The organism is Desulfocurvus thunnarius, assembly GCF_055390965.1.
This window is the reverse complement of the sequence record NZ_AP042411.1, coordinates 3,201,434-3,227,877: the sequence shown is the minus strand read 5'-3', so window position 1 is coordinate 3,227,877 and position 26,444 is coordinate 3,201,434. Positions and strand designations below refer to the sequence as shown.

The 26,444-nt window shown below is 68.3% G+C and carries 21 protein-coding genes; 10 read left to right on the top strand and 11 right to left on the bottom strand.

Annotated features, from left to right (window positions below):
* A complete protein-coding gene (locus ACZ5KV_RS14155; RefSeq protein WP_464239937.1) occupies window positions 1-771 on the bottom strand; it encodes an exodeoxyribonuclease III in 771 nt (256 codons plus the stop codon).
* A gap of 9 nt (window positions 772-780) precedes the next feature.
* Entirely contained in the window at window positions 781-1,446 is a 666-nt protein-coding gene (locus ACZ5KV_RS14150) for a metallophosphoesterase (RefSeq protein WP_464239936.1), read from the bottom strand.
* Window positions 1,447-1,539: 93 nt separating this feature from the next.
* Here ACZ5KV_RS14150 and ACZ5KV_RS14145 point away from each other — a divergent pair, with 93 nt between their 5' ends.
* Window positions 1,540-2,196 carry a 5-formyltetrahydrofolate cyclo-ligase gene (locus ACZ5KV_RS14145; RefSeq protein WP_464239935.1) on the top strand — a complete coding sequence of 219 codons (657 nt, stop codon included), beginning with the start codon at window positions 1,540-1,542 and terminating at the stop codon, window positions 2,194-2,196.
* Window positions 2,175-2,924 carry a purine nucleoside phosphorylase YfiH/LACC1 family protein gene (locus tag ACZ5KV_RS14140; RefSeq protein WP_464239934.1) on the top strand — a complete coding sequence of 250 codons (750 nt, stop codon included), beginning with the start codon at window positions 2,175-2,177 and terminating at the stop codon, window positions 2,922-2,924. The genes ACZ5KV_RS14145 and ACZ5KV_RS14140 overlap by 22 nt, the downstream gene beginning before the upstream one ends.
* 120 nt (window positions 2,925-3,044) lie before the next feature.
* Here the strand turns inward: ACZ5KV_RS14140 and ACZ5KV_RS14135 are convergent, their stop codons facing one another.
* The 5 genes from ACZ5KV_RS14135 to ACZ5KV_RS14115 form a co-directional block, all read right to left on the bottom strand.
* Window positions 3,045-4,430, bottom strand: a complete 1,386-nt coding sequence (locus tag ACZ5KV_RS14135) for a sigma-54-dependent transcriptional regulator (protein WP_464239933.1) — start codon at window positions 4,428-4,430, stop codon at window positions 3,045-3,047.
* 135 nt (window positions 4,431-4,565) lie between these two features.
* Window positions 4,566-5,936: an HD domain-containing phosphohydrolase gene (locus ACZ5KV_RS14130; protein ID WP_464239932.1), complete on the bottom strand. Its 1,371-nt coding sequence runs from the start codon at window positions 5,934-5,936 to the stop codon at window positions 4,566-4,568.
* Entirely contained in the window at window positions 5,933-6,904 is a 972-nt protein-coding gene (locus tag ACZ5KV_RS14125) for a TIGR01777 family oxidoreductase (protein ID WP_464239931.1), read from the bottom strand. The genes ACZ5KV_RS14130 and ACZ5KV_RS14125 overlap by 4 nt, the downstream gene beginning before the upstream one ends.
* Before the next feature lie 227 nt (window positions 6,905-7,131).
* Window positions 7,132-9,333, bottom strand: coding sequence for a sensor histidine kinase (locus ACZ5KV_RS14120; protein ID WP_464239930.1), 2,202 nt, complete (start codon window positions 9,331-9,333; stop codon window positions 7,132-7,134).
* Between the two features lie 9 nt (window positions 9,334-9,342).
* Window positions 9,343-9,897 (bottom strand): DUF4390 domain-containing protein, encoded by a 555-nt coding sequence (locus ACZ5KV_RS14115; protein WP_464239929.1) that lies wholly within the window; start codon window positions 9,895-9,897, stop codon window positions 9,343-9,345.
* A gap of 197 nt (window positions 9,898-10,094) precedes the next feature.
* On the opposite strand from ACZ5KV_RS14115, the gene ACZ5KV_RS14110 reads away from it, so the two are divergent.
* Window positions 10,095-10,565 carry a 23S rRNA (pseudouridine(1915)-N(3))-methyltransferase RlmH gene (locus ACZ5KV_RS14110; RefSeq protein WP_464239928.1) on the top strand — a complete coding sequence of 157 codons (471 nt, stop codon included), beginning with the start codon at window positions 10,095-10,097 and terminating at the stop codon, window positions 10,563-10,565.
* Window positions 10,566-10,597: 32 nt separating this feature from the next.
* Window positions 10,598-10,822: a hypothetical protein gene (locus ACZ5KV_RS14105; RefSeq protein WP_464239927.1), complete on the top strand. Its 225-nt coding sequence runs from the start codon at window positions 10,598-10,600 to the stop codon at window positions 10,820-10,822.
* On the opposite strand, the gene ACZ5KV_RS14100 is transcribed toward ACZ5KV_RS14105, so the two are convergent.
* Window positions 10,783-11,430, bottom strand: coding sequence for a 16S rRNA (guanine(527)-N(7))-methyltransferase RsmG (locus ACZ5KV_RS14100; RefSeq protein ID WP_464239926.1), 648 nt, complete (start codon window positions 11,428-11,430; stop codon window positions 10,783-10,785). The two genes, ACZ5KV_RS14105 and ACZ5KV_RS14100, sit on opposite strands and share 40 nt — an antisense overlap.
* A 230-nt stretch (window positions 11,431-11,660) precedes the next feature.
* On the opposite strand from ACZ5KV_RS14100, the gene ACZ5KV_RS14095 reads away from it, so the two are divergent.
* The 5 genes from ACZ5KV_RS14095 (at window position 11,661) to ACZ5KV_RS14075 (ending at window position 18,853) form a co-directional block, all read left to right on the top strand.
* A complete protein-coding gene (locus ACZ5KV_RS14095; protein WP_464239925.1) occupies window positions 11,661-12,611 on the top strand; it encodes an ACP S-malonyltransferase in 951 nt (316 codons plus the stop codon).
* Window positions 12,612-12,661: 50 nt separating this feature from the next.
* Window positions 12,662-14,317, top strand: coding sequence for an arginine--tRNA ligase (gene argS, locus ACZ5KV_RS14090; protein ID WP_464239924.1), 1,656 nt, complete (start codon window positions 12,662-12,664; stop codon window positions 14,315-14,317).
* A 31-nt stretch (window positions 14,318-14,348) separates the two neighbouring features.
* Window positions 14,349-15,065 (top strand): SPOR domain-containing protein, encoded by a 717-nt coding sequence (locus tag ACZ5KV_RS14085; protein WP_464239923.1) that lies wholly within the window; start codon window positions 14,349-14,351, stop codon window positions 15,063-15,065.
* A gap of 443 nt (window positions 15,066-15,508) precedes the next feature.
* Window positions 15,509-17,152, top strand: a complete 1,644-nt coding sequence (locus tag ACZ5KV_RS14080; RefSeq protein WP_464239922.1) for a glutamate synthase-related protein — start codon at window positions 15,509-15,511, stop codon at window positions 17,150-17,152.
* Window positions 17,153-17,410: 258 nt separating this feature from the next.
* Window positions 17,411-18,853 (top strand): hypothetical protein, encoded by a 1,443-nt coding sequence (locus ACZ5KV_RS14075; RefSeq protein WP_464239921.1) that lies wholly within the window; start codon window positions 17,411-17,413, stop codon window positions 18,851-18,853.
* Between the two features lie 323 nt (window positions 18,854-19,176).
* Here ACZ5KV_RS14075 and ACZ5KV_RS14070 read toward each other — a convergent pair whose 3' ends face one another.
* Genes ACZ5KV_RS14070 through ACZ5KV_RS14060 form a run of 3 tightly spaced genes read right to left on the bottom strand, consistent with a single transcriptional unit; the run spans window position 19,177 to window position 24,093 of the window.
* Window positions 19,177-22,290: an efflux RND transporter permease subunit gene (locus ACZ5KV_RS14070; protein WP_464239920.1), complete on the bottom strand. Its 3,114-nt coding sequence runs from the start codon at window positions 22,288-22,290 to the stop codon at window positions 19,177-19,179.
* Window positions 22,287-23,381 (bottom strand): efflux RND transporter periplasmic adaptor subunit, encoded by a 1,095-nt coding sequence (locus tag ACZ5KV_RS14065; RefSeq protein ID WP_464239919.1) that lies wholly within the window; start codon window positions 23,379-23,381, stop codon window positions 22,287-22,289. The genes ACZ5KV_RS14070 and ACZ5KV_RS14065 overlap by 4 nt, the downstream gene beginning before the upstream one ends.
* A complete protein-coding gene (locus ACZ5KV_RS14060) occupies window positions 23,368-24,093 on the bottom strand; it encodes a TetR/AcrR family transcriptional regulator (protein WP_464239918.1) in 726 nt (241 codons plus the stop codon). Before ACZ5KV_RS14060 ends, ACZ5KV_RS14065 begins: the two co-directional genes overlap by 14 nt.
* Before the next feature lie 465 nt (window positions 24,094-24,558).
* On the opposite strand from ACZ5KV_RS14060, the gene ACZ5KV_RS14055 reads away from it, so the two are divergent.
* Window positions 24,559-26,334: a long-chain-fatty-acid--CoA ligase gene (locus ACZ5KV_RS14055; RefSeq protein WP_464239917.1), complete on the top strand. Its 1,776-nt coding sequence runs from the start codon at window positions 24,559-24,561 to the stop codon at window positions 26,332-26,334.
* The last annotated feature ends 110 nt before the right edge of the window (window positions 26,335-26,444 follow it).

Below are 26,444 nucleotides of genomic sequence, written 5' to 3'. Positions count from 1 at the left end.
CTAGGCCTCCAGGTCCAGCTCCAGGCCCACGGGGCAATGGTCCGAGCCCATGACCCCGGGCTCGATCCAGGCCCGGGTCACCTTGCCCCGCAGTTCCTCGCTGACGAAGAAGTAGTCGATGCGCCACCCCGCGTTGCGCGCGCGGGCCCCGTAGCGGTAGGTCCACCACGAATAGTGGTCCGGCCCGGGCTCGAACAGGCGGAAGGTATCCACATAGCCGTGGGCCACGAAGCGGTCCATCCAGGCGCGCTCCACGGGCAGAAAACCCGAGGTGTTCTCGTTGGCCTTGGGGTTCTTGAGGTCGATTTCCTTGTGCGCGGTGTTGAAATCGCCGCAGACCACGATGGGTTTGTCGCGCCGCAGGGCCTCGCTGTGGGCCAGGAAGCAGTCGTAGTAGCCGAGCTTGAACTCGAGGCGCTCGTCGCCCTGCTGGCCGTTGGGGAAGTAGATGGTGAAGAAGTGGAAGGACGGGTATTCCAGATGGATGCAGCGGCCTTCGCCGTTGAAGCGCTCGTCGGGCAGGCCCGTGCGCACGGCCAGGGGCGCCACGCGGTACAGCGCCGCGGTGCCCGAGTAGCCCTTGCGCTTGCGGCAGGGGTTCCAGGCCACCTCGTAGCCCAGGCGGCCCCGGTGCTCCTCGTCCAGTTGCTGCGGCTCGGCCTTGATTTCCTGGAGGCCGACCACGTCGGCGTCGCAGGCGTCGAACCAGTCCCAGAAGCCTTTCTGGATCGCGGCCCGCAGGCCGTTGACGTTCCATGAATAGAGTTTCATTCCACCGCCTTACAGGGTGCGCAGTTTCACGGTCAGGCTCCGCCCGGCCAGGCCGATGACGGCGTAGCCGCCCTGGGCCAGCATGCCGGGGTTGACCAGGGCCGTGCGGCCCACGAAATCCAGGGCGCGCGACTCGTGGATGTGCCCGGACAGGCATACGTCGGGCTGCACGCGCTCCACGAAGGCGCGCACGGCGCGGCTGCCGACATGGCGCTGGCCGATCATATCCACGCCCGTGCCGTGGGGCGGGTCGTGGGAAACCACGAGCATGGCCTCCCATTGCCCGGCCTGGGTCAGGGCCTGGTCCAGCAGCTCGCCCAGGCGTTCGTCGGGCAGTTCACTGGGCGTGCCGAAGGGCGTCGGGCCCGAGCAGCCCACGCCGAGCAGCCCCACCCCGGGGGCCAGCTCGCGGGCCCGGCCATGGATGGACAGACCTTCGTCCTCCAGCCAGCGGTGGACCCCGGCGGTGTCCATGTTGCCGATCTGGGCGAAGACCACGGGGTTGACGCGACGCACGGCGTCCACCACGCGGCGGGCCGCGTCCACCCCGCCGTTGGTGGTCAGGTCGCCGCTGATGATGATGCCCGCCGCCTCGGCCACGTCCGGAATGCGCGCCGCGTTGGCCGGGTCGTCGTGAATGTCGCCGATGCCGATCCAGAACTTGTCGTATTGCACTCGAATTTCCCCTCTTTTCCCTCGGGCCCGAAGCGGGTAGACTCCGGAGTTGTTCCCGGACCGAGAGCCCGAAGTCTAGAACAAAAGCCCGCAATGGAAAAGCCCCGCACACCCCCGCCCGCCGCCCCGGACGCCCCCGGCTCCGGAGGAGAAACCGCCCCCGGGGGCGACAAGAAAGCCCTGCGCGCCGCCCTGCTGGCCCGGCGCCGGGCCCTGGCGCCCGCCGAGGCCGCCGCGCGCTCGGCGCGGGTGCTGGCGCGGCTGCGGGCCCTGCCCGCCTGGGCCGGGGCCCGCGAGGTGCTGACCTACATGCCCGTGCGGGGCGAGGTGGACGTGACGCCGCTCATGGCGGAGCTGTGGGCGCGCGGGGCGCGGGTGTTGCTGCCGCGCTGCCGCCCCGGGGAGCCCGGGGTCATGGACGTGGCTTGCGCTCTGGAGCTGGCCGTCCTGCGCCCCGGGGCCCACGGCATTGCCGAGCCCGACCCCGACGCCTGCCCGGCCGAGGCCGCCCCGGCGCCCGACGTAGTGCTCGTGCCGGGGGTGGGTTTCGACCGGCGCGGCCTGCGCCTGGGCTTCGGGGGCGGGTTTTACGACCGCTTCCTGGCCCGGCTGGGGCGGCCGGGGCCGCTGCTGGTGGCGCCGTGTTACACCTTTCAACTGCTGGACACCCTGCCCGCCGACCCGTGGGACGTGCCCATGGACGTGATCGTTACCGAGGAGGAAACCCTGTGGCCCCGACCCCGCGCCTGATTCCCTTCACCTTCCCCGGGCTGGACCGCGTGGGTTGCGCCTTCGGCGCACGCGCCGCCGGAGCCCGCACGCCGCTGGACGGCGGCAACATCTCCCTGGACGTGGACGACCTCCCCCGGGCCGTGCGCGCCGCGCGCCGGGCCATGCGCGCGGCCCTGGGCTTCGAGTCGTGGGAGGAGGTGCGCCAGGTCCACGGCACGCAGATGCTCTTCGACCCCGAACCCGGCGACATCGACGCCCCCGGGGCCATCGAGGCCGACGGGCTGGCCACCGCCGAGCCGGGCCGGGCCCTGGTCATCAAGACCGCCGACTGCCAGCCCGTGCTGCTGGCGCACGAGAGCGGGAGCGTGGTTGCCGCGCTGCACGTGGGCTGGCGCGGCAACGTGGCCGATTTCCCGGGCCTCGGGGTGCGCGCGCTGTGCCGGGAGTACGGGCTGGCGCCCGCCGAGCTGCTGGCCGTGCGCGGCCCGAGCCTGGGCCCGTCGGCCGCCCAGTTCACCAGATTCGACGCGGAGTTCGGCCCGGACTTCGCGCCCTACCACGATCCCGCCACGCGCACCGTGGACCTCTGGCGCCTGACGCACGACCAACTCCTGGCCGCCGGGCTGCGGCCCGAGCGCATCCACGGCCTGGACCTGTGCACCCGCTCCTTCCCGGAGCTGTTCTTCTCCTACCGCCACGACCGCGACTGCGGCCGGCAGGCCAGCGTGATCTGGATACGGAAATAGCCGCCGCAGGCACACCCGGAAAAGCCCAAAGCGCAGGGCGCCGGAGCGCAGGAATCGCCCACGGCCTGCCCCGCTTTCCGGAAGCCCCCCAATGCCGGGCAATGTTGCCCGGCGTGGCCCTCACCCCGTCTGGATGCCGTAGGCCTTGAGTTTGCGGTAGAGATAGGTGCGTTCCAGGCCGATGGATTCGGCCAGGCGGCTGACGCTGCCCTCGAACTCCTCCAGCTTGCGGCGCAGGAATTCGGCCTCGAACTCCTGGCGCGCGGCCTTGAAGTCCACCGCGCCGGAGGGGATGGGCAGGTCGCGCGGCGGGGCGCCCGGGGCGGCCATGGCGGGGGCGGCCAGGATTTCGGAAGGCAGGTCCTCGGGGCCGACCTCGCTGCCCGCGTAGAGGATGAGCATGCGCTCCACGAAGTTCTTGAGCTCGCGCACGTTGCCCGGCCAGGGGTAGGTGCACAGCACCCGCAGGGCGTCCTCGGTGAAGCTCAGGGGCCGGAAGCCCTGCAGGCGCGTCAGGCGTTCGAGGAAGTCCTCGATGAGCAGAGGGATGTCCTGCGCGCGCTCGCGCAGGGGCGGCACCACCAGCGGGAAGACCTTCAGCCGGTAGTAGAGGTCCTCGCGGAAGCGCCCCTCGCGGATTTCCTCCATCAGGTCCTTGTTCGTGGCGGCGATGACGCGCACGTCCACGGTGACGGTCCGCCGTCCGCCGACGTGCTCGAACTTCTGCTCCTGGAGAATGCGCAGAATCTTGGCCTGGGTCTTCAGGCTCATGTCGCCGATTTCGTCCAGGAACAGCGTGCCCCCGTCGGCCTGCTCGAAGCGCCCGGAGCGCGCGGTTTCGGCCCCGGTGAAGGCGCCCTTCTCGTGGCCGAACAGCTCGCTTTCGATGAGTTCCTCGGGGATGGCCGCGCAGTTCACGGCCACCATGGGCCGCGCCCCGCGCCGCGACTGGGAGTGGATCATCCGGGCCACGATTTCCTTGCCCGTGCCGTTTTCGCCGGTGATGAGCACCCAGGCCTCGGTGGGCGCGACCTGGGCGATGTGCTGGCGCAGGGCCAGCACCGCCGCCGAGCGCCCGGTCAGGGTGCTGATCTGCTCCGAGCCCAGGCGCAGGCGCAATTCCTGGTTCTCGCGCTGGATGGTGTTGAATTCCAGCGCCTTGTTCACGCACAGGATGACCTTTTCCAGGGACAGGGGCTTCTCGATGAAGTCGAAGGCGCCCTTCTTGATGGCCGCCACGGCGGTTTCGATGTTGCCATGGCCGGAGATCATTATCACCGGCAGGTCGGGCATCCGGGTGCGCAGGGTGTCCAGCACTTCCAGCCCGTCGATGCCCGTGAGCCAGATGTCCAGGAGCACGAGGTCGGGCGCGCGCTCGCCCACGAGGCGCAGGGCCAGCTCGCCGCTTTCGGCCTCGTGGACCTCGTGGCCCTCGTCCTCGAGAATGCCGCGCAGCGAAAAGCGGATGTCCTGTTCGTCGTCGACTACGAGAATCCTGGCCTGCACCCTGCTCTCCCCCGGCTTGCGGTTGCCCGGGCCACCACGGCCCGGCCCCCTGTGCATACCCGCAAAAAGCCCGGCAGGGCAAGGCCGGGCACCGGGCCGCGGGCACAGGCCCGCGCGGCGGCCAGCCCCCGGGCTCTAGCCCTCGAAGGAAAAGCTCCCGGCGGCGAACAGCTCCAGGCAGGCGTCGACCACGGTTTCGTCGTAGCGCGTGCCCCGGCCCTTGCGCACCTCGTCCAGGGCCACCTCCAGGCCCAGGGCCGCGCGGTAGGGCCGGTGGGAACTCATGGCCTCCACCACGTCGGCCACGGCCAGGATGCGCGCCTCCAGGCTGATGGCCTCGCCCGCCAGGCCGTTGGGGTAGCCCGTGCCGTCCAGGCGCTCGTGGTGCTGGACCACGAAGTCCGCAATGGGCCAGGGGAAGGGCACGCCGCTCAGAATCTCGTAGCCCACCCCGGGGTGGGTCTGCATGAGCCCGAACTCCATGGGCGTCAGCCGTGCGGGCTTGGAAAGGATTTCGGCGGGGATATAAATCTTGCCCAGATCGTGCAGCAGCCCGGCCACGCGCACGCCTTCCAGGCGCTGGCCGTCCATGCCCAGGCGCGCGGCCAGGGCCACGGCCAGCCGCGCCACGCGCTGCTGGTGCCCGGCGGTGTAGGGGTCGCGCTTCTCGGAGGTCAGCACCAGCGCCTGCACCGTGGCGTCCACGGTCTGGCGCAGGCGCTCCACGGTGCTGCGCAGGCGGGCCATGGTCTCGCGGCGGCCGGACACGTCGCGGAAGGCCATGACCACCCCCCGGCCCTCGCCGTTTTCCCCCGGAACGGCGCAAGCCGTCAGATCCACGGGAATCTCCCCTGCGGGCCCGCGCAGCACCAGCCCCTCGGCGCGCAGGGGGCATTCGGACCCCAGGGCCCCGGGCAGCAGGTCCACGGGCTGGCCGTCCTCGCCGCGCAGCGGAAAAACGCGCTCCAGGGGCCGGTGGCGCGCCTGGTCCAGCCCCAGGCCCAGCAACCGCCCGGCCATGGCGTTCAGGTAGTTCACGCGGCCCGTGGCGTCGGTGGCAACGATGCCCTCGCCCACGCTGTCCAGCGTGGCTTCCAGCCAGCGGCGCTCCTTGCGGCGGAGGCGTTCGGTGGAGTGCTTGTAGTGGGCCATCTCGATGGCCGTGTACACCTCGCGGTCGTTGAAGGGCTTGATGACGTAACCGAAGGGCTGGGTCGCCTTGGCGCGTTGCAGGGTCTCCTCGTCGGCATAGGCCGTGACGAAGATCACCGGGATGTCGCAATTTTGAGCGATGGCCCCGGCGGCCTGCACGCCGTCCATGGCCCCGGCGAGCATGATGTCCATGAGCACCACGTCGGGGCGCAGGCGCTGGGCGGCGTCCACGGCCTGTTCGCCCGAGGGCACCACGTCGGCCACCGCATAGCCCAGGTTGCTCAGGCGGTGGCGGATGTCCATGGCCACGATGGTTTCGTCCTCGACGACGAGAATGGTCGGCTTGGCGGTCACGAGGAGACAGTCCTCCCACCCGGCGGTTCTGCGTGCCCGTCCAGGCAGGCGGCCAGGGCCTGCCCGAGATCGGGCCGGATGAAGCGGTAGCCTTCGGCGTCCAGGCGCAAGGGGGCGGCGCGCTGGCTGGCCAGGACGGTTTCGCGGGCCATTTCGGCCCCCAGCAGCAGCGCAAGCGCCGCCGCGGGCACCGGCAGCCACGACGGGCGCCCCAGGGCCCGGCCCAGTTCCCGGCAGAACGCGGCCATGGTCACGGCCTTCGGGGCGCAAAAATTGTAGACTCCGTGGGCGGTGGCGTTGTCGAGCAGCCACAGCACGGCGCCGACCGCATCGTCGCGGTGGATCCAGGACAGCCACTGCTCCCCGCCGCCCGCAGGCCCGCCCAAAAAGAACCGGAACGGCGGCACCAGCCGCGCCAGCAGCCCGCCGCCCGGCCCGAGCACCACCCCGAGGCGGGCCACGGCGCGGCGCGTGCCCAGGCCCTCCACCAGCTCGCTGGAGGCCTCCCACTGGCGGCAGACCTCGGCCAGGAAGCCCGGCCCGCAGGGGCGGCCCTCGCCGAGCACGTCGCCCCGGCGCGAGGCCTGGGGGCCATAGAAACCCACGGCGCTGGCCTGGACGACCACCGCGGGCGGGCGCTCCGACATGCCCGCGGCCTCGGCCACGGCCCGGCCCGCCAGCACGCGGCTGTCCAGGATGCGCGCCTTGCGGGCCGGGGTCCAGCGCCCGGCGGCGATGTTTTCGCCCGCCAGGTTGACCACCGCGCACGGTCCGGGGCCGGAAAGCAGCCGCGCCAGGGGCTCGGGGTCGCGCCCGTTCCAGGCGGCGACTTCCACGCCGGGGCCCAGCAGGGCCCGGGCCCGGGCGGGGTCGCGCGCGGGCACGCCCACGCCGGCCCCACGCGCCAAAAGCGCGCCGACCAGCGCCCGGCCGATAAAGCCCGTTCCCCCCGTGACGACCACGCGCATTGCTGCCTCCCGGCCCGCCGCCCGGCGGGCGCCAAAGGATTCTACACTATCGGGAAGCATACAAAAAGACACCCGGCAAGGGAAGGCGAAAGAGAAAAACATGCGGGCCCGCCGCGTTTTCCGGAAACGCTCCGGACCGCGGGGCGGCGGACGGACCCAAGGGCGGGCAGCGAGGCGAAACCGAAGGGCGGCGGCCGCCGGGCGTGACGCCGCCCGGGGGCGCAGGCTCAGGCCGTGGGCAGCTCGACCACCAGCACCGAGCCCCGGGGCTTGTTGGGCACGGCGCGCACGTAGCCGTGGTGGTCGCTGACGATGGAACGCACGATGGTCAGCCCCAGGCCCGTGCCCCCGCGCTTGCGCGAGAAATAGGGCTCGAAGAGCCGCGAACGCTCCTCCTGAGTCAGGCCCGGGCCGTTGTCGCGGAACTCCACGCGCACCCAGCCCGTCACGCCGTCATGGCTGACCACCACCTCCACCTGCCCGTCGGGCTCCCCGTTCAGGGCCTCGGCGGCGTTGGTCAGGATGTTCAGGAACACCCGGCGCATGGCCTGAGGGTCGACCTTGATGGGCGGCAGGCCCTCGGGGCAGTGCAGGGTCCAGCCGATGTCGCTGTGGCTGTTCTGGAAGGTGCTGACCACCTCTTCGAGCAGCGGCGCCAGCCGCCCCAGGGAGAGCTTGGCCTCGGGCAGCTTGGCGAAGGCCGAAAACTCGGCCACCATCTGTTGCAGGTGCTCGACCTGGCGCACGATGAGCCCGGTGCACTGCACGAACACGGGATCCTCGATCTCGGGGCCGAACTTGCGCTCGATGCGCTGGGCCGAGAGCTTGATGGGCGTCAGGGGGTTCTTGATCTCGTGGGCGATGCGCCGGGCGACCTCGCGCCAGGCGGCCACGCGCTGCATCTTTTCCAGTTCGGTGATGTCCTCGAACACGGCCACGAGGCCCGCGTCCTTGCCCTCGCTGGTGCGCAGGGTCACGCAGTTGATGAGCAGCTTGATGTCGCGGCTGCCCAGGGTCAGGTCCACCTGGCGCTGCCACTGCGAGCCCGGGCTTTCCAGGAACTGCTCGAAGATCTCGCGCAGCATGCCCAGGTACTCGCCGCCCAGCAGCTCCAGCGGCCTGCGGCCCTGGACGGCCTTGCCGTCCAGGCCGAGCATGTCCTCGGCGGCCTTGTTCACGGTGCTGATGCGCCCTTCGCTGTCCAGGGAGATGACCCCGGCGGTGATGTTGTCCAGCAGGGCCTCGATGTAGCGACCCCACTGCTCCAGCTCACGGTTCTGCTGGTTGAGCTGGAGGTTGGCCTTGGTCAGCCGGGCACGGCTCTGTTGCAGGTCGCAGGCCATCTGGTTGAAACTTTGGACCAGGAATCCCAGTTCGTCGCTGGACTGGTCCTCCAGGCGCACGGAAAGATCGCCCCGGGCCACGCGCTGGGTGCCTTCGGCCAGGGCCTGCACCGGGGCCGAAAGCTCCTTGGCCAGCCGCATGCCGAACCAGATGGCGCCCATGACGATGAGCAGCGTGACCACGGCCAGCAGCACGTACAGCGCGAGCTTCCACTGGTGTTTCATGGTCCGTATCTGCTTGTACTCGCTGACGCCGCGCACGATGTGGTCCAGCTTGTAGAGCAGGCCGTGGCCGATGGTTTCGCCGAGCACGAGAAAGCCCTCGGCCCCGCCGTCCACGGGCAGCACGCCCACGACCATGTCCGCTCCCGGGCCGGGGCGGATGGTCGACCAGAACTCCGGGCGCTCGCGCAGGCCGTCCCAGTCCACGCGGTCCCTGATCTCCGGCCAGACCTCGGCCCAGGGGGCCTCGGCGTGCCAGGAGCGCTCGGCGCGGTCGGGCCCCAGCAGGCCCAGCAGCCCGAGGTCGTACTCCGCGCGCTTTTCGCCCAGGTAGGTATCCATGGCCTTGCCGCCCCAGGTCATGCGTCCGGCCAGGGCGCTGTCGAGCACGTGCCCGGCGCGGCGCTCCAGGCGCTCCTGCGACGAGGCGTAGAAGGCCTGGCCCACCTCCAGGGCCTGTTCCAACGACTCCTCCACCTGGGTCTTGAACCAGAAGTCCACGGAAGTCTGCACGAACAGGGCGCCCAGGCCGAACATGAGCACCGTGGGCACGATGGACAGCGTGAGAAAGGAGATGACCAGCCGCGTGCGCAGCTTGGAGCCGAGCACCCGGCGGCGGCGCTCCAGCACCAGCTTGACCATGTTGCGCACGACCACGAAGAGCACGACGCACAGCAGGATCACGTTGATGTTGAACAGCGCCAGGAAGGCCAGGGAGCTGATTTCGCCGAAGTATTTCAGCTCCACCCCGGTCAGCACCACGACGATGAGCAGCAGCGCGAGGGCCAGCATGATTTCGCGCTGGCGACGCTTGCGCTCCCGCACGGAGCTCACGCTGACCTTGATGGATTCGGAAGTTTCCACGGCGCCCGCCTAATAGTTGAAGTCGAGCTCGTAGCTCACGGGCGAATAGAGGTCGAAGGACAGAAAAAAGACCACGTAGCGCATCCAGACCGGCACTTCCAGGCGGTCCATGGAAATTTCCATGCGCAGGCGGTACTGGTGGCCGGGCAGCAGGCTTTCCCATGGGCCGAGATCCAGGGCCAGGGCGCCCCAGCCCTTGGCCAGCAGGGCCCCCAGGTCCTTGCCGCGCAGGGGCCGGGGCTCGCCGGGAATCTCCAGGATATAGTCGTTGGCCAGGGCATCCTTGCGCAGGGGGCTGACGAACGAGGTTTCGGCCACGTTGGTATCGGTCCACAGGCTCTTGTGGCGATAGACCACGGCCCGGCATTTGAGGCCCACGGTGGTTCCGGCGGCCAGTTCCTCCTCCAGCCCGTGCAACTCGGGCACGCCCACGCCGAAGCGCACGGTGATGTCTCCGGCCTGGTTGTCGAGGATGAGGTTGCGCAGATCCAGGGCGCCGTCGGCGGCCAGGGCGCGCGGGGCGGGCAGGGCCGCCAGCAGGGCAAGCAGCAGGGCGAGCGCCAAAAGCAGGCGCGCCGGGGCGCGCCGTGCGGGAGGGCGGGGATATGCGGTGCGTCGGAGCAACGTGGTTCCGGTGCCTTTTCTCCTGCGCCGCCAGGGGCCCCGGGGGGACCGGGTTGCACTGGCGGGCGTTTCCTGACAAGTAAACCAAGGCCCGCGGCTTGGCAACCGGCGGGGGAAAATCCTGGCCGGGAGGCAGCGTGCGGCGCATCCGTTTCATCTGGGTCGGCAAACTGCGCAAGGGCTGGTGGCAGGACGCCGCCGCCCTGTACCTGGGGCGCGTGCATCCGCTGGTGCCCTGCGAGGAGGTCGTCGTCCGCGACGCCCCGGCGCAACTGGCCCCCGAGGCCAAGAAGGCCTGGGAGGGCGCGAAGATCCTGGAAAAGCTCGGCCCGCAGGACTACCCCGTCGCCCTGGACGAGGGCGGGCGGACCATGACCTCCCCGGCCCTGGCCAAGCGGCTCACGGGCTGGATCGACGACCCGGCCGGTGCGCCGTGTTTCATCGTCGGCGGGGCCTTCGGGCTGGCGCCCGAGGTGCTGGCGGCCTGCCGCGAGCGGCTGTCCCTTTCGCCCATGACCTTCCCCCACGAGTTGGCCCGGGTCATCCTGCTGGAGCAGGTCTACCGCGCCCTGGCCATCGCCCGGGGCCTGCCCTACCACCACGCCTGAGCCCGCGCCCCGCGCGGCCCGAGGAGCATCCCATGGCACTGACCGATCTGGCCTACCTGGAAAAAATCGAAGCCTTCATGACCTCGGGCGACATGGCCTTCGAATTCGAAAACGGCGACGAGACCCGGCGCCTGGAAATCCTCGAATTCCTGGAACGGCTCATGGACCTGGCCGAACTGGCCGATGCCCAGGCCACGCGGCTGATCTTCAAGGACGGCTACATGGAGATGCTTTCGGACGACAGCGCCCAGAAATAGCGCCGCCCGGCGCCCGAGGGATAGTCCGCCCGGGCGCGCAGGCCCCAGCCCGGGGGCAGGTCCGCCGGGGCCGGGGCGTCCTGGTTGGCCATGACCACGCACACCCCGCCCGGGGCCAGCATGGGCCGCACGAAATCCAGCAGCTCGCGCCAGGGCATGAACGCCCGGCTGAGCACCAGGTCCGCAGGCAGGTCCGCCCCGGGCAGTTCCTCGGCGCGGCAGGCGCGGACCTCGGTCCCCGCGAGGCCCATGCGCCCAAGGGCCGTGCGCATGAAGGCCACGCGCTTGCGGCGCGGCTCCACCAGCAGATAACGCCCCGGGGCCCAAAAGGCGCGCAGGGGCAGCCCCGGCAGCCCGGCGCCCGCGCCCAGGTCCAGGCAGCGCGGGGCCCCGGGCAGGCCCAGCCCGCCCAGAAAATCCGCCAGATGCCAGGAGTCGGCCACGAGGTTGGCCAGGGCGTCCGGCCAGTCGCGCGCGCTGACGAGGTTCACGGAATCCTTCCACTGCATGAGCACGGTCAGATAGGCCGCCAGGGCCGCCGCCTGGGGCGCGGCAAGCTCGCGGCCCAGGTCGCGGGCCAGGGTGGCGACTTCGCCGGGGCTGGGCATTCCCTGCTTTCTCCTTTATAAGAGTGCGGACCGGGCGCAGCGGGGGCGCGGGCCTCTCCGGGCGGCCCGGCGCCACCGCCGGTTCCGCCGGGGCGGCCGGGCCGCGCCGCAGGGTTGACAGGCCCCCCCGCGCCGGGCTACCCCGCCGGGCACACGCCGAAGTGGCGCCCGCGAACATCCGGCGGCGGGCCAAATCGCGCCGTCCCGGCTCTGATACTGGAGGAACGACCATGAACGCAACCACCCCGCTGGTGGCCGTGAATTTTCCCGGCCAGGGCTCGCAGGTCAAGGACATGGGCCGCGACCTGGCCGAGGCCGACGACCGCTACATGTACTACTGGACGCTGGCCGAGAACATCAGCCGCCAGCCCCTGCGCGAAATCTACTGGGGCGGCGACGACCACGACATGGCCGACACCCGCGCCCTGCAACCGGCCCTGACCGTGGCCGCCCTGACCCTGTGGATGCACGCCGCCGGACGCACGGCGGCCCACTGCTTCGGCGGGCACAGCCTGGGCGAATATCCGGCCCTGGCCGCCGCCGGAGCGCTTGCGGTGGAAGAGGCGCTGGAGCTGGTGTCCCTGCGCGGGGCGCTCATGGCCGAGGCGGGCGGGGCCGACCAGGGCATGACCGCCCTGCTCAAGCTCGGCCAGGACGACGCCGAGGCCATCGCCGCCCAGGCCCGCGAGGCCACGGGGTGCGAGCTGCTGGTGGCCAACTACAACACCCCGGGCCAGTTCGTGCTCTCGGGGCACAAGCAGGCCCTGGAGGCCGCCGCCGCCCTGGTCAGGGAGCGCAAGGGCCGGGCCATTCCCCTGCCCGTGTCCGGCGCGTTCCACAGCCCGCTCATCGCCGAGGCCGCCGGGGAGTTGGAAAAGCGTCTGGCCAAGGCCGACTGGCGCCGCCCCAAGGCGCCGGTGTTCCTGAACGTCACCGCCGACGCCCAGACCGGGCCCGAGGCCATCGCCGCCGCCATGGCCCGCCAGATGACCTCCCCCGTGCGCTGGATCGAAATCAACCGCAACCAGTACGCCATGGGCGCCCGCACGTTCCACGAGCCCGGGCCCAAGGGCGTTTTGACCAAGATGCTCGGCCAGAACCTGGGCGGCCTGCCCGCCGACTGGACCGGCCACAGCCTGGACACCATGGCCGCCGTGGACGATCTGCCCGGCGCCGACTAACCAACCAAGCCCCCGCGCCGCCCGGCGGCGCCACGAGACACGAACGCACCATGCGCGCATACGACACCCTGCACTCCCTGCTGCTTGCCTGCGTCACGGACATGGGCCTGACCCTGCCCGAAAAGCTGACCATCGAACCGCCCAAGGACGAACGCCACGGCGACCTGGCGACCAACGTGGCCATGGTCCTGGCCAAGCAGGCCGGGCGCCCCCCGCGCGAGCTGGCCCAGGCCCTGGCCGACGCCATCGCCGCCCGCTCCGCCGACGTGGCCCGGGTGGACATCGCCGGCCCCGGCTTCCTGAACGTGACCTTCACCCCGGCCTTCTGGCAGGCCACCGTGGCCCAGGCCCTGGCGGCCGGGGAGGCCTTCGGCCGCACCGACACGGGCCGGGGCCGCCGCGTGCAGGTGGAATACGTGTCCGCCAACCCCACCGGCCCGCTGCACATCGGCCACGGGCGCGGCGCCGCCGTGGGCGACAGCCTCGCCCGCGTGCTGCGCGCGGCGGGCTACGATACGCAGACCGAATATTACATCAACGACGCCGGACGGCAGATGCTCATCCTCGGCCAGAGTGTGTGGTACCGCATGCAGGCCCTGCTGGGCCGCGAGGTGCCCGAGCCCGAGGACTATTATCGCGGCGACTACATCATCGGCATCGCCCGCGAGCTGCTGGAGGAAAAGGGCCGCCCGTTCTTCGAGGCCGCCGGGGAAGACGCGGCCGTGGACGCCTGCCGCGAAAAGGCCATGGCGGACATCCTGGCGGGCATCCGCAAGGATCTCGAAGAGTTCGGCGTCGAGCATCAGGTCTGGTTCTCCGAGCGCAGCCTGCTGGAGCGCGGCGCGGTGGACAGCGCCTTCGAGCACCTGCGCGCGCGCGGGCTGGCCTTCGACCAGGACGGCGCCTTCTGGTTCCGCTCCACCCAATACGGCGACGACAAGGACCGCGTGCTGCGCAAGTCCGACGGCCTGCTGACCTACTTCGCCTCGGACATCGCCTACCACCACGACAAATACGAACGCGGCTTCGACATGGTCGTGGACATCTGGGGCGCGGACCATCACGGCTACGTGCCGCGCATGAAGGCCGCCGTGCAGGCCCTGGGCCGCGAGGCCGACGACCTCCAGGTCATCCTGGTGCAGCTTGTGAACCTGCTGCGCGGCGGGGAGCAGGTGGCCATGTCCACCCGCGCCGGGGAGTTCGAGACCCTGGCCGATGTGGTGCATGAAGTGGGCGCCGACGCGGCGCGCTTCATGTTCCTGTCGCGCAAGAGCGACAGCCCCCTGGATTTCGACCTCGAACTGGTCAAGCAGCAGTCCATGGACAACCCGGTGTACTATGTGCAGTACGCCCACGCGCGCATCCATTCCATCCTGCGCAAGGCCGCCGAGCGCGGCGTGGCCCCCGGGGCGGCCGACGCGGCCGCCCTGGCGCCGCTCACCGCCGCCGAGGACCTGCGGCTGGCCAAGCTCGTGGAGCAGTTCCCCGACACGGTGGCGGCGGCGGCGGCCAACCTCGCCCCGCACCACGTCAGCCACTACCTGATGACCCTGGCCGGGGCGCTGCACAGCTACTATCACTCCACGCGCATCCTGGGCGAGGCGCCCGAGGTGGAGCGCGCGCGGCTTTTGCTGCTCACCGCCGTGGCGGGAGTCATCCACGCCGGGCTGGGCCTGCTGGGCGTCAGCGCGCCGCAGTCCATGTAGCGCGCGGACGCAGGCAACGGAGACAAGGAACATGGCCGCCAACACCAGACGCAAGACCAAGGACGGCGGGGACGGACAGCCCCGGCGCTTCGCGTTCAGCTTCTCCACCGGAGGGCTGGCCTCGGCGGTGGTCATCGCCGCCGCCGCCCTGGCCTGGGCCTTCGTGCTCGGGGTGCTCGTGGGCCGGGGCTACAAGCCCGAGCAGGCCGTGCCCGAGCTGGCGCGCATCATGCCCAAGGCCGAGGCCAACGCCACGGCCCCGGCGCCGCCCGAGGTGCTGCGCGCCGAGGATCTGGACTTCTACGACGCCCTGAACCGCAAGCCCGGCGAGGCCGCCGCGCCTGCGGCCAAGGTCGCCCCCGCCCCCAGGGGCCCGGCGCCCGCCGCCCCGGCGGCTGCGGCGGCTGCGACGACGACGGCAAAACCCCAGGCCCCCGCTGCCACGGCCCCCGCCCAGGCGGCGCCCGCGCCCGTCGCACCCGCCATGCAAGACGCTCCGGGCCAGCGCTTCGCTTACGTCTATCAGGCGGCGGCCCTGCGCGACGCGGCCGACGCCCGTCAGTTCGCCGCGCGCCTCCAGGCCAAGGGCCTGACCACGAGCATCGAGACCGCCCAGTCCCAGGGCAACACCTGGCACCGCGTGCTGGTCCACTTCCAGGGCACCCCCGAGCAGACCCGGACGCTCAAGGACACCCTGGCCGGGGTCGGGGTCCAGAAGCCGATCATGAAATCCAAGACGCCGCTGTAGCCCGGCGCCCGCGCGGCGACGGCCCGAAGCGGTGCCGGGCTGCCCTCCGCACCGGCCACAAGCCCGGTCCGCCGCCATGCGCCGCGCGCCACGTGAATCGGTCACCGCCGCCGCGTGGCACCCCTCCCGCTGTCCACGTCCTCGCGCCATGCCCGGCCCTCGCCGCCCCGGGTCTGCCGCCCCTGCCCGCCGGGCAGCAGGGCCGCGCCCCCAGGGGTAGTGGCGCGCCGAGACCGACCGAGCCCGTTCCCGCCGCGCCGTGGGGGATGCCCCTGACGGTTCCAAGCCCGGCCCCGGCCCCGCCCGCAGTCATTCCTGCCCCTCTCCCTGCCCGTTTTTCCCGCAGCGTGCCCCGCACCCCGCGCGAAGCTTGCAAAAATGTAAGCTTTGGCCTAGTTCTTCTCCGTTTTGTAAATACTTTTTTCACACAAGAGGATTCCCGCATGAACCATTGGTCGAAGCAAAACGACGTGCTTGGCACCACGAACCGTGGCAACGCCATAGAATCCGGCCTGTGCACCCTGTGCCGGGCCGACTGCAAGGGCAAATGCGAAACCTGGCTGTCCAGCCTCAAGGGCCGGGAAACCCTCTACCCCCGCGACTTCGGCTTGGTCACGGCGGGCAGCGGCAACACCGCCCCGGTGGGCGTGTCGTACAACGCCCTGCGCATCCAGGGCTCCTGCCACGGCGCGCAGGGCATGAACGGCCACGAGGACAAGGCCCGCTCCGGCGACTGCCTGTTCACCGACGTGAGCCTGGGCACTTCCTTCGGCAATACCGTCAAGACCCACTGCCGCCTGCCGCTGATGACCGGCGCCCTGGGTTCGACCTTCATCGCCGCGAAATACTGGAATTCCTTCGCCGTGGGCTGCGCCCTGGCGGGCATCCCCATCGTCATCGGCGAAAACGTGGTCGGCGTGGACCGCGCCTCGGACCTGACGGGCGGTCGCATCCAGAGCGCCCCCGAGCTGGAGCGGCGCATCGAAACCTACCTGCGCTACCACGACGGCATGGGCGCCATCATCGTCCAGCTCAACGTGGAGGACGCTCGCAACGGCGTGGCCGAATATCTGGCCGGGAAATACGGCGACCGCATCATCATCGAGCTCAAATGGGGCCAGGGCGCCAAGAACATCGGCGGCGAGATCGAAGTCAACAGCCTGGACTACGCCCTGTTCCTGAAAAAGCGCGGCTACCTCGTGGACCCCGACCCCGAGGCCCCCGGCGTGCGCGAGGCTTTCGAGTCCGGCGCGGTGCATTCCTTCGCGCGCCACAGCCGCCTGGGCTACACCGCTCAGGACGGGTACGCCCAGGTCCGCGAAACCTTCCTGGCCAGCGTGGCCCACCTGCGCGAGCTGGGCTTTGCGCGCATCACCCTCAAGACCGGCGCCTACGGCATGGAGGGGCTGGCCATGGCCATCCGTCTGGCCAGCGAGGCCGGGCTCGACCTGCTGACCATCGACGGCTCGGGCGGCGGCACGGGCATGAGCCCCTGGAACATGATGGAGCACTGGGGCGTGCCCAGCCTGCTGCTGCACGCCAAGGCCCACGAGTACGCCAGCCTGCTGGCCTCGCGCGGCCAGCGCGTGGTGGACCTCGGCTTCGCCGGGGGCATCGCCAAGGAAACCGGCATCTTCAAGGCCCTGGCCCTGGGCGCGCCCTATGCGAAGATGATCTGCATGGGCCGGGCGATGATGATCCCGGGCTTCCTGGGCACGAACATCGAGGGCGCCCTGCACCCCGAGCGCCGCGAAGCCATCCACGGCAACTGGGACAGCCTGCCCGCCACCGTGGCCGAGCACGGCCGCACCCCCGAGGAAATCTTCGCCGCGTGGCACAGCCTGAGCGAGCGCCTGGGCAAGGACGAAATGCCCAACATCCCCTACGGCGCCGTGGCCATGGTCACGCTCATGGACAAGCTCTCCGCCGGGCTCCAGCAACTCCTGGCCGGAGTGCGCAAGTTCGACGTGTCCGCCATCCGCCGCGAGGACATCGCCTCGGCCAACCGCGAAACCGAGCGCGAGACCGGCATCCCCTTCATCACCACCGCCGGCGACGAAGCCGCGCGACGGATACTGTTGGGCTAGGACAAACGCCAGAGCTGGAACGTCCCGGCTCCCACCGCCAAACGAACAGGCCGGACCCTTGCGGGTCCGGCCTTTCATTTGGCATACGCAAGGCGACTGAATATCAGCCCGGTACAATTGGACACAAATGGGAATCCAAGGCGGTGTGTGTTTTGCTTCCGCCCAATATCCAACCCAATGGAATATGTACGCCTATCAATTGACTATTAGCGCACGCGGTGTATAATAAATATTAATTTTTACCGCTGAGAGGCCATCATGTCCCCTAGATTTTCAGAACATTTTAGGCTTGAGCTTTCACAGGCGGAACTCGATTTCGTTGATGTCGAGCTTGATGGCGACCTACCACTATTTGTTGACCCATATGCGTTAAGCATCTGTCCAGGGCCATGGTACGAAGAGTGTAATGCCCTCCTGGTTCACTTCTTTTCTCTTCTGCTATCCAGAATCAGAACTGGAGACCACGAGAGTGCGATTGAAATGCTGGGGCACCTAAGCGAGCCCAACGATACGCGACTGGGACTTTCCAAGGGGAAACCGAGTGGAAGAGGGTTTGGCCCCAAATATGCTTCAGATCTTTACGATAGAATTTTAACCAGTCGGGCTGCTCGAACAGGACAACTCACAGACATCTCGGATTGTGAACTCATGATTGAAGGCGTAGGTTCCGACAGAATATCGGACATGACCATCAACATCATCAGAAGCAAGCTGCTTGAGTACACCCAGAACCAATGCACGATCTGGAAAGTACAATTACAACAAGCTCCTTCTGGATTTTTCTGGAATATGGGAAGATCGGAATGGGCAAATACATTCACAAGTCTTCCAATATATAATGGATCAACAATTGTATTAGTTCCAAGAAATGCAGTTCGATATAGGAGTATTATTGACCACAGGCAGTACTACAATGGATTTGTGCTCAATTTTTTGCAGGCTGAGCATCTCACTGCGAATTCGAGTCTTGTTAAGGTGTTGAAAAATGAGAAACGCGTTGTATACAAAAAAGACCTCAAAAGTGCTTACCCCCTCAACAAAGACTACATATCAAAATTTGCAGAAAAAAGGCCAGAAACGCTTGTACAATATAAAAAAATGGTAAAATCAAAAGACTGCACAGTCGCTCCAGAAGGAATTGAGTCTCTCCAGAATGAACCGAAACAAATTATCTATGAAGATATCTCCGCTGCCTTGCAAGCAGTACCGAAAGGCAGAGAGCACGCTGATGAATTTCACACCGTGATAATGGGAGCCTTGGAGGCGATTTTCTCACCTGATTTAATGAACCCTACGAAGGAAGAAAAAATCCATGAAGGGAGAAAACGTGTCGACATAGTTTTTGACAACAGTTGTCGCCGGGGTTTTTTCAGGTCGCTTCACGCTCTTCACAATATCCCCTGCCCATATATTTTCGTTGAGTGCAAGAATTACGCAAGCGACATGCGAAACCCTGAATTTGATCAATTGACTGGGCGGTTTAGTCCAAAACGAGGACGCTTTGGCCTGCTAGTATGCCGCGACAAAGGGAATATTGACGCATGCGTCGCTCGATGCAAGGACACAATGAATGATGATCGCGGCATCGTAATCGTCCTTGACGACAACGATATAATCGCATTACTCGCAAAACGATCAATGCAAATGAGAGAGCATGTAAACGCATACATGTCTTCTTTGTTAAGAAAAATAATTATGTAATAAAAATTATATTTCTTCGACGAGGATACCAATCGAACTGTATAAATAGAAATAGTATGTACAGAGATAGTATTCACCTGACACTGCCGCCCCTGGGGTGATGATTCATAGGCGATCTTCTCGGCCGCCTTTCCCTATATTCTCTCCGGCTTGGGCAGGCCGCCCAGAAAGGCTTGGTTCTGGGCTCTGCCAACCTGTCCCGCCCTGGTAGGCTGTTCACGACTGCAGGCACTCACGCCCCACTCCTCTCACTGCCCCGCAAAAAAGCGCCCCGACACCTTGCGGCATCGGGGCGCTGGGCGTTGCATCGTTTGGGTCCGGGCTCAGGCCCCCTCGCCCTCGCGGCGGCGGCGCAGGCCTTCGTCGGTCAGGGAGCAGAGCACGGGGACCACGACCAGGGTCAGCACCGTGGCCACCAGCAGGCCGAAGATCACGGCCACGGCCATGGGGCCCCACCACTGGGCCGTTTCGCTGCCCACTTCCCAGGAGAAGTTCAGGAAATCGAAACTGACCCCCGTGGCCATGGGCAGCAGGCCGAGGATGGTCGTCACGGCGGTGAGCAGCACGGGGCGGAAGCGCGTCGCCCCGGCCTGGGCCAGGGCCTCGCGCGGCGCCAGCCCGCGCGCCCGGAGCTGGTTGTAGTAGTCGATGAGCACGATGGCGTTGTTGACCACCACGCCCGCCAGACTGATGACGCCCACCCCGGTCATTATCACCGAAAACGAGGTGCCCGTAAGCACCAGCCCGGTGAACACGCCGATGAGCGACAGGAGCACCGAACTCAGGATGATGCACGGCGCGCGGAAGGAATCGAACTGGGTGACCAGCACCAGGAAGATCAGGAACAGCGCGGCGATGAACGCCTTGCTCAGAAAGTCCGAAGCCTCCTGCTGGTCCTGCTCCTCGCCGGTGAAGGAGTAGGACACGCCGCGCGGCAGGTCGACGGTGCGCATGATGGCGTCCACTTCGGCGCGAACCTGCCCGGCCGGGCGCCCGGTCACGTCGGCGGACACGGTGACCACGCGCTTCTGGTCGATGTGCCGGATGCCGCCGATGCCCCCGGTCATGTCCACCCTGGCAAGGCTGGTCAGCGGGATGGGCTCGCCGTCCGTGCCCGAAACGGTCAGCCGCTCGATGCCTTCCAGGGTGCTGCGGTCCTTCTTGGGCAGCTTGGCCACGATGTCGTATTCGTCCTTGCCCTCGCGGTAGGTGCCGACCTTGGTGCCGCCCACGGCGGCCTTGACGGTCTGGGCGATGGTGCTGGCCGTCAGGTCCATGAGGGCGGCCTTTTCCTTGTCCACGGCCACGCGGATTTCCGGCTTGGCCTGGATGAAGTCGGACTTGAGGTCCACCAGCCCGGGCACGCCCTTGATGCGCTCCATGACCTGGGCGGCCACCTGACCGAGCACGGTCAGGTCCGAGCCCTGAATCTCCATGTTCACCGGTTCGCCCGCCGAGGGCGGACCCATGGTCTCCTTTTCCACGCGCACGGTGGCGCCGGTGATGGCCGTCAGCAGGGTCGCGCGCAGTTCGTCCACCAGCTCCGTCGAAGGCCGGGTGCGCTCGTGGAAGTCCTTGAACTCCACCGTCAGCTTGGAGACGTGGGTGCCCGAGGTGGTGCTGCCGAAGGGGTTGCCCCCCGTGGCGCCGACCTGGGTGATGACGTGCTGCACGTCGGGCTGGGCCAGACAGATGGCCTCGGCCTGCTGCACGATGCGGTCCGCGGCGTCCAGGTTCGTGCCCACGGGCGCCTCGATGTGGACCCAGGCCCGCTCGGGGTCGGAGCTGGGCATGAACTCCACCCCGCGCCCGAAGGCCCCGAAGGCGCCCACCGAGGCGACCAGCAGCGCCACGGCCAGCAGCACCACCGGCAGGCGGTGGTCCAGGGCCCAACCCAGGGCGCCCAGGTAGCGCCGCTGGAGCCAGTCCAGCGCGCGGTCCTGCGGGCGGGGGGCGGCGGTCGCCGAGCGCACGGTCTGATAGCGCGCCGAGAGCACGGGGTTGACCACCAGGGCCACGAACAGCGAAGCCGACAGGGCGACCATCACCGTCAGCGGCAGGTAGGACATGAACTGGCCCATGACCCCGGGCCAGAACATCATCGGCGCGAAGGCGCCCAGGGTCGTCAGGGTCGAGGCCACCACGGGCCAGGCGACCTCGTCGGTACCCGCCAGGGCGGCCTGGGTGCGGTCCGCGCCCTCCTGCATGTGGCGGTAGATGTTCTCCACCACCACGATGCCGTTGTCCACAAGCATGCCCAGGGCCAGGATCAGGGCGAAGAGCACGACCATGTTCAGGGTCACGCCCATGGCCTGGAGCACGGCGAAGGTGATGAGCATGGACAGCGGGATGGACAGGGACACGAACAGCGCCGAGCGCCCGCCGATGAACAGCAGGACCACGGCCAGCACCAGCACCAGCCCGGAGATGATGTTGTTCTCCAGGTCGGCGAACATGCTCTTGATGTCTTCGGACTCGTCGGAAGTCAGCGTCACGGTCAGCGAGGGCGGCATCTCCTCGTGCAGCTCCTGCACGGCGGCGCGCAGGGCCGCGACGATCTCCACCACGTTCTCGCCGCTGCGCTTGGTGACGGACACGGTGACGCTGTTCTGCCCGTCCATGCGGGCCATGGTCTCCTGGTCCTTGGCGGCGTCCTCGATGCTGGCCACGTCGCGCAGGTACACGGGCTTGCCTCCGCGCGTGAAGGCCACCAGGGAGCGGATTTCGTCGGGGTGCTGGAAGTCCTCGGGCACGCGCACCTGATAGCGCTGGTCGCCGATGTCCATGGACCCGCCGGGCACGTTGACGTTGCCCTCCTCCACCGCCGTCAGCAGACTGGAAAACGGCATGCGATAGAAGGCCACGCGGTCCAGGTCGAACAGCACGTGGATTTCGCGCTCCAGGCCGCCGAGGATGTCCGCGTCGAGCACGCCTGGGATGGCCTCGAAGCGGTCCTCGTAGGACTCCGCCAGCGACTTCAAGCGCTTGAGACTGAACGGACCGGACAGGACCACGTTGATGATCGGCCGGTCCGAGAAGTTCATTTCGGCGATGCTCGGATCGTCGGGCAGGTCCGAGGGCAGGTCGGTCTTGGCCTGGTCCACCTTGTCGCGCACCTTCTGCAAGGCGTCGTCGATGTCGATGTCCGGCAGGAACTTCAGGGCGATGACGCTGGCGCCGTCCTGGGAGATGGAACGCATCTCCTCCAGGTCCGACAGGCCCTTGAGCTTGCGCTCCAGGGGGATGGTCACCAGTTTTTCCATGTCCTCGGGGGCCACGCCCTCATAGGTCGTGTTCACGAAGACATAGGGGATGGTCACGTCGGGGTTGGACTCCAGGGGCAGGGAGGTGTAGGCCGCCGCCCCGGCCAGGGACAGGAAGACGGTCAGCACCAGCACTGCGGATTTGCGGGACAGGGCCGTACGGTTGACGATCATTGCACATCCACCCGGACGCCGTCTTCCACGGCGCCCTGCCCGGCGATGATGAGGTTTTCCCCAAGGGCAAGGCCCGAAAGTATCTGGACCACCCCGCCCTGGATCACGCCCAGTTCCACCGTGCGCGCCCGGGCCGTGCCGTCCTCCTCCACGAAGAGCAGGCGCTCGCCGCCCTTGTCCTGCACGGCGGAGAGCGGCGCGGTCACGGCGCCCTCGATCTCGCGGCGCAGGAACGACGCCCGCGCGAGCATGCCGGGGCGGATGGCGCCGTCGGCATTGTCCACCAGCACGCGCACGGAGAAGGTGCGCGTGGCGCTGTCGGCCTTGGCGGACACGAAACTCACCCGGCCCTTCCATTGGCGGCCCGGCCAGGCGTCCACGGTCACACCGGCCTCGCTGCCGGGGCTCAGGTAGCGCACGTCCAGTTCGGGCACGCTGACGATGACGCGCACCACGTCGCGGTCGACCAGCTCCATGAGCTGCTGGCCCTTGGAGACGTACTCGCCCGGGTCGGCGTCCAGGCTTTCGACCACGCCCGCAATGGGCGCGCGGACCTCGCCCTGCACGAACTCGGCGCGGGCCTCGGCGGCCGTTGCCCGGGCCACTTCCATGGAGGTGCGCGACTCGTCCAGCTCCTCGCGGGAAAGCACGTTCTCCTGGTAGAGCCGCTCGCGGCGCCCGGCCTGGATTTCGGCCAGCCGACTGGACACCTCGGCCTGCTCCAGCAGGGCGCGCTTGGCGGCCACGTCGATACGCATGAGCACCTCGCCCTTGGCCACGCGCTGGCCTTCCACGGGGCCGACCCATTCCACGGCGCCATCGGTTTCCGCCGAAAGCACCACGTCGGCGTCGGGTTCGGTTTCGCCCGGCAGGGTCAGCACGTCGCGCAGCAGCACGGGCTCCACGCGCTGCACGCGGACCTGGACCCGGTGGGCCTCGTCGGCCGCCCCCGCGTCGGGGGCCGGGGCCTGCCCCTTGTCCGAGCAGGCGGCAAGCATGACGCCGAGCCCCGCGAGCCCGGCCGCAAGCAACAGCGCCGCGAGCCTCGGGGCCCGGCCCCGCGCGCGCCGCGCATTCCTATACATGAGCATTGTCGTTCTCCTTCATCGCCCGGAGTCCTCCCAGGGCGAATTGCGTCATCCGGTCGGCCATGCGCTCAAGTTCCCCCTCCCGCGACAACAGGCAGGAGAAGGCCTGCGGGGCCGAAACGAACCCGACGAAATAAATGACGATCTGAGCCAGGCTCGCGTCCACGGCGTCGCGCAGCCGCTGGCCCTCAACGGGCCCCAGCGCGGCCTGCACCAGGGGGCGCATCTGCTCGTCCATGACACGGTAGTTTTCCTGGCTCTCCGGCGACTCCTGCATGCCGCCGCCGCGAAGCAGCTCCCCCAGCCAGACCCGGGCCCGGCCATGGGAGCGCTCCAGGCTGCCAGCGCTCCGGAAAAGGCGCCGCAACATGGCCCGGTAGAAGCGGCGGAACCGCTCGGGCACGGGCGCGTCCGGGTCGACATCGTCCAGGGGGAAAAGCGCCTCGGCCTCGGCCTGCCAAGCCTGGAGCACCATGCGGTACAGCCCGCGCTTGTCGCGGAAGTGGTAGTTCACGGCGGCCACGTTGGCCCCGGCCCGGGCGCAGATGTCGCGCACGGTGGCGCCGTCGAAACCCTCGGTGGCGAAAACTTCCGACGCGGCGGCCAGGATGCGCTCCCGGGTCGGTGCCTGGGCCGCGCCCGGGCCGTCGGCGCCGGGGCGGGCCGGGTCGGCCCCGAAGGTCTCGGCCGCGCCGGAAGCGGCGCTGGCGGCCATGCCGGGGATTGAGGCTGTCTTGCGTGCGGACATTGATTTTCTCCCGCTGAATTCAAACTGTGTTTTAATTTTGGTTTCAATCTTTGTATGAACTCCGCTCCGGAAAGTCAATGTCGAGACGGTTAAGATTGATTTTTTGCCATTCTTTTCAAGTGCATAAACTTGCACAAGCCGGACTCTGCCCCCAGAATGCCCCCGGCTGACCCAGGCGCCGGAAGCGGACGGACTATACAATCGGCGCGCGATGATTTACAGGCCAATGGATGCGTACGCCGCGACCTTCGGGCCGCAGGCGCCGCGCGCGGCGGCGGGAGGATGGGACCCGCCGTCGTGATTCCAAAACGCTTCACAGATTCCGATTTTCAGATTATGAAACCCTGCCCGGCGCGTGGCCGGGCCCGGGGCGCCCCGCGACGGCGCGGGCCCCGCCCCCAGGCATGTCCCTCACCCGGCTGCGAGGCACGCATGACGGAATTTCCGCGCCCCTGGATGGATCACTACGACCGCGAGGTCGATCCGCACATCACCTACGAGAACATCCCCATCTTCGGCTACCTGGACCGCGCGGCGGAGAAATTCCCCAAGCGCAAGGCCGTGATCTTCCGCAACTGGTCCATGACCTTCCGCAAGCTGCGCGAGCAATCCGAAGTCATCGCCGCCAACCTGCGCCACCTCGGCCTGCAACCCGGCGAGCGCATCTCCATCATGCTGCCCAACCTGCCCCAGACCATCCTGTCTTACTGGGGCGCGCTGAAATCCGGGGCCGTGGTGGTCATGACCAACCCGCTGTACATGGAAAAGGAGCTGATCCACCAGATCAACGACGCGGGCTGCCGCTTCATGATCGTGCTGGACCACCTCTGGCCGAAGATCAAATCCGTGCAGGACCGCCTGCCCGGGGTGGAGAAGTTCATCGTCACCTCCATCGCCGACTGCCTCGGCCTGCCGCTGAACCTGCTCTACAAATTCAAGGCGAAGAAGGACAACCTGTTCACCGACGTGCCCGTGGACGGCACGCGCGTGGTGCGCTGGAAGCCGCTGCTCAAGGGCAGCGAGCGCATCAGCCGCCCTCCGGCGGACCCGCGCAAGGACATCGCCCTGCTGCAATACACCGGCGGCACCACCGGCGTGTCCAAGGGCGTGATGATCACCCACCGCAACATGACGGCCAACGTCCAGCAGTGCCACGCCATCCTGCACAACCTCGGGCTCGAACATCACACCTTCCTGGACATCCTGCCCTTTTTCCACATCTACGGCCTGACCGTGGGCCTGAACCTGCCCACGAGCATCGGCGCCACCATGCTGCCCGTGCCGCGCTTCGTGCCGCAGGATCTCATCAAGACCATCAGGACCGACAAGCCGACCATCTTCCCGGGCGCCCCGGCGGTCTATGCCGCCCTGCTGCACCAGAAGAATCTCGACCCGGCGGACTTCAAGTCCCTCAAGGTCTGCGTGTCGGGCTCGGCGCCCATCCCCGTGGAGTCCATGCGCGAGTTCGTGCGCCTGACCGAATCGGAGATCGTCGAGGGCTACGGCCTGACCGAGGCCTCGCCCGTCACGCACTTCAACCCCCTGACGGGCGTGAAAAAGCCCGGGTCCATCGGCCTGCCCGTGCCCGGCACGGACTGCCGCATCGTGGACATGGACGTGGGCCAGATCAACCTGCCCCCGGGCAAGAAGGGCGAACTCATCGTGCGCGGGCCGCAGGTCATGTCCGGCTACTGGCAGCGCCCCGACGAGACGGCCAACGTCCTGCGCAACGGCTGGCTCTACACCGGCGACATCGCCACCATGGACGAGGAAGGCTATTTCACCATCGTGGACCGCAAGAAGGACCTGATCATCTCCAGCGGTTACAACATCTATCCGCGCGAAATCGACGAGGTGCTCCACGAGCATCCCAAGATCAAGGACGCCGTGGCCGTGGGCATCCCCCACGCCTCGCGCGGGGAAATCGTCAAGGTCTACGTGGTGTTGCATGAAGGGCAGGAGATGACCAAGAGCGAGGTCATCGCCTGGTGCCGCCAGAAGCTGGCCAAGTACAAGCTGCCCCGGCAGGTGGAATTCCGCGCCGAGCTGCCCAAGACGATGGTCGGCAAGGTGCTGCGCCGGGCCCTGCGCGCCGAGGAGGCCGAAAAGGCCCAGGCCCGCCTCGCGCGCCGCGCCGCGCGCAAGGCCGCCGGGGCGCCCGACGCCCCCGACGACGACGACGGCCCCGACGACTCCGACCTGGATTAGATTAGACCGGAACCCGCCCGCCCCGGGCCGGAACGCACAGGCGCCCCGCGCGGCCAGACCGCACGGGGCGCCCGCATTTTCGCGCGCCGGGCGCCGGAGCAGGGTCGCCC

Bases quoted from the DNA above. Each gene is read 5' to 3' on its own strand.
- ACZ5KV_RS14155 (WP_464239937.1), bottom strand. From the start codon at position 771: ATGAAACTCTATTCATGGAACGTCAACGGCCTGCGGGCCGCGATCCAG.
- ACZ5KV_RS14145 (WP_464239935.1), top strand. From the start codon at position 1,540: ATGGAAAAGCCCCGCACACCCCCGCCCGCCGCCCCGGACGCCCCCGGC.
- ACZ5KV_RS14125 (WP_464239931.1), bottom strand. From the start codon at position 6,904: ATGCGCGTGGTCGTCACGGGGGGAACGGGCTTTATCGGCCGGGCGCTG.
- ACZ5KV_RS14105 (WP_464239927.1), top strand. From the start codon at position 10,598: ATGGCACTGACCGATCTGGCCTACCTGGAAAAAATCGAAGCCTTCATG.
- ACZ5KV_RS14100 (WP_464239926.1), bottom strand. From the start codon at position 11,430: ATGCCCAGCCCCGGCGAAGTCGCCACCCTGGCCCGCGACCTGGGCCGC.
- ACZ5KV_RS14095 (WP_464239925.1), top strand. From the start codon at position 11,661: ATGAACGCAACCACCCCGCTGGTGGCCGTGAATTTTCCCGGCCAGGGC.
- argS (WP_464239924.1), top strand. From the start codon at position 12,662: ATGCGCGCATACGACACCCTGCACTCCCTGCTGCTTGCCTGCGTCACG.
- ACZ5KV_RS14085 (WP_464239923.1), top strand. From the start codon at position 14,349: ATGGCCGCCAACACCAGACGCAAGACCAAGGACGGCGGGGACGGACAG.
- ACZ5KV_RS14080 (WP_464239922.1), top strand. From the start codon at position 15,509: ATGAACCATTGGTCGAAGCAAAACGACGTGCTTGGCACCACGAACCGT.
- ACZ5KV_RS14075 (WP_464239921.1), top strand. From the start codon at position 17,411: ATGTCCCCTAGATTTTCAGAACATTTTAGGCTTGAGCTTTCACAGGCG.
- ACZ5KV_RS14070 (WP_464239920.1), bottom strand. From the start codon at position 22,290: ATGATCGTCAACCGTACGGCCCTGTCCCGCAAATCCGCAGTGCTGGTG.
- ACZ5KV_RS14065 (WP_464239919.1), bottom strand. From the start codon at position 23,381: ATGCTCATGTATAGGAATGCGCGGCGCGCGCGGGGCCGGGCCCCGAGG.
- ACZ5KV_RS14060 (WP_464239918.1), bottom strand. From the start codon at position 24,093: ATGGCCGCCAGCGCCGCTTCCGGCGCGGCCGAGACCTTCGGGGCCGAC.
- ACZ5KV_RS14055 (WP_464239917.1), top strand. From the start codon at position 24,559: ATGACGGAATTTCCGCGCCCCTGGATGGATCACTACGACCGCGAGGTC.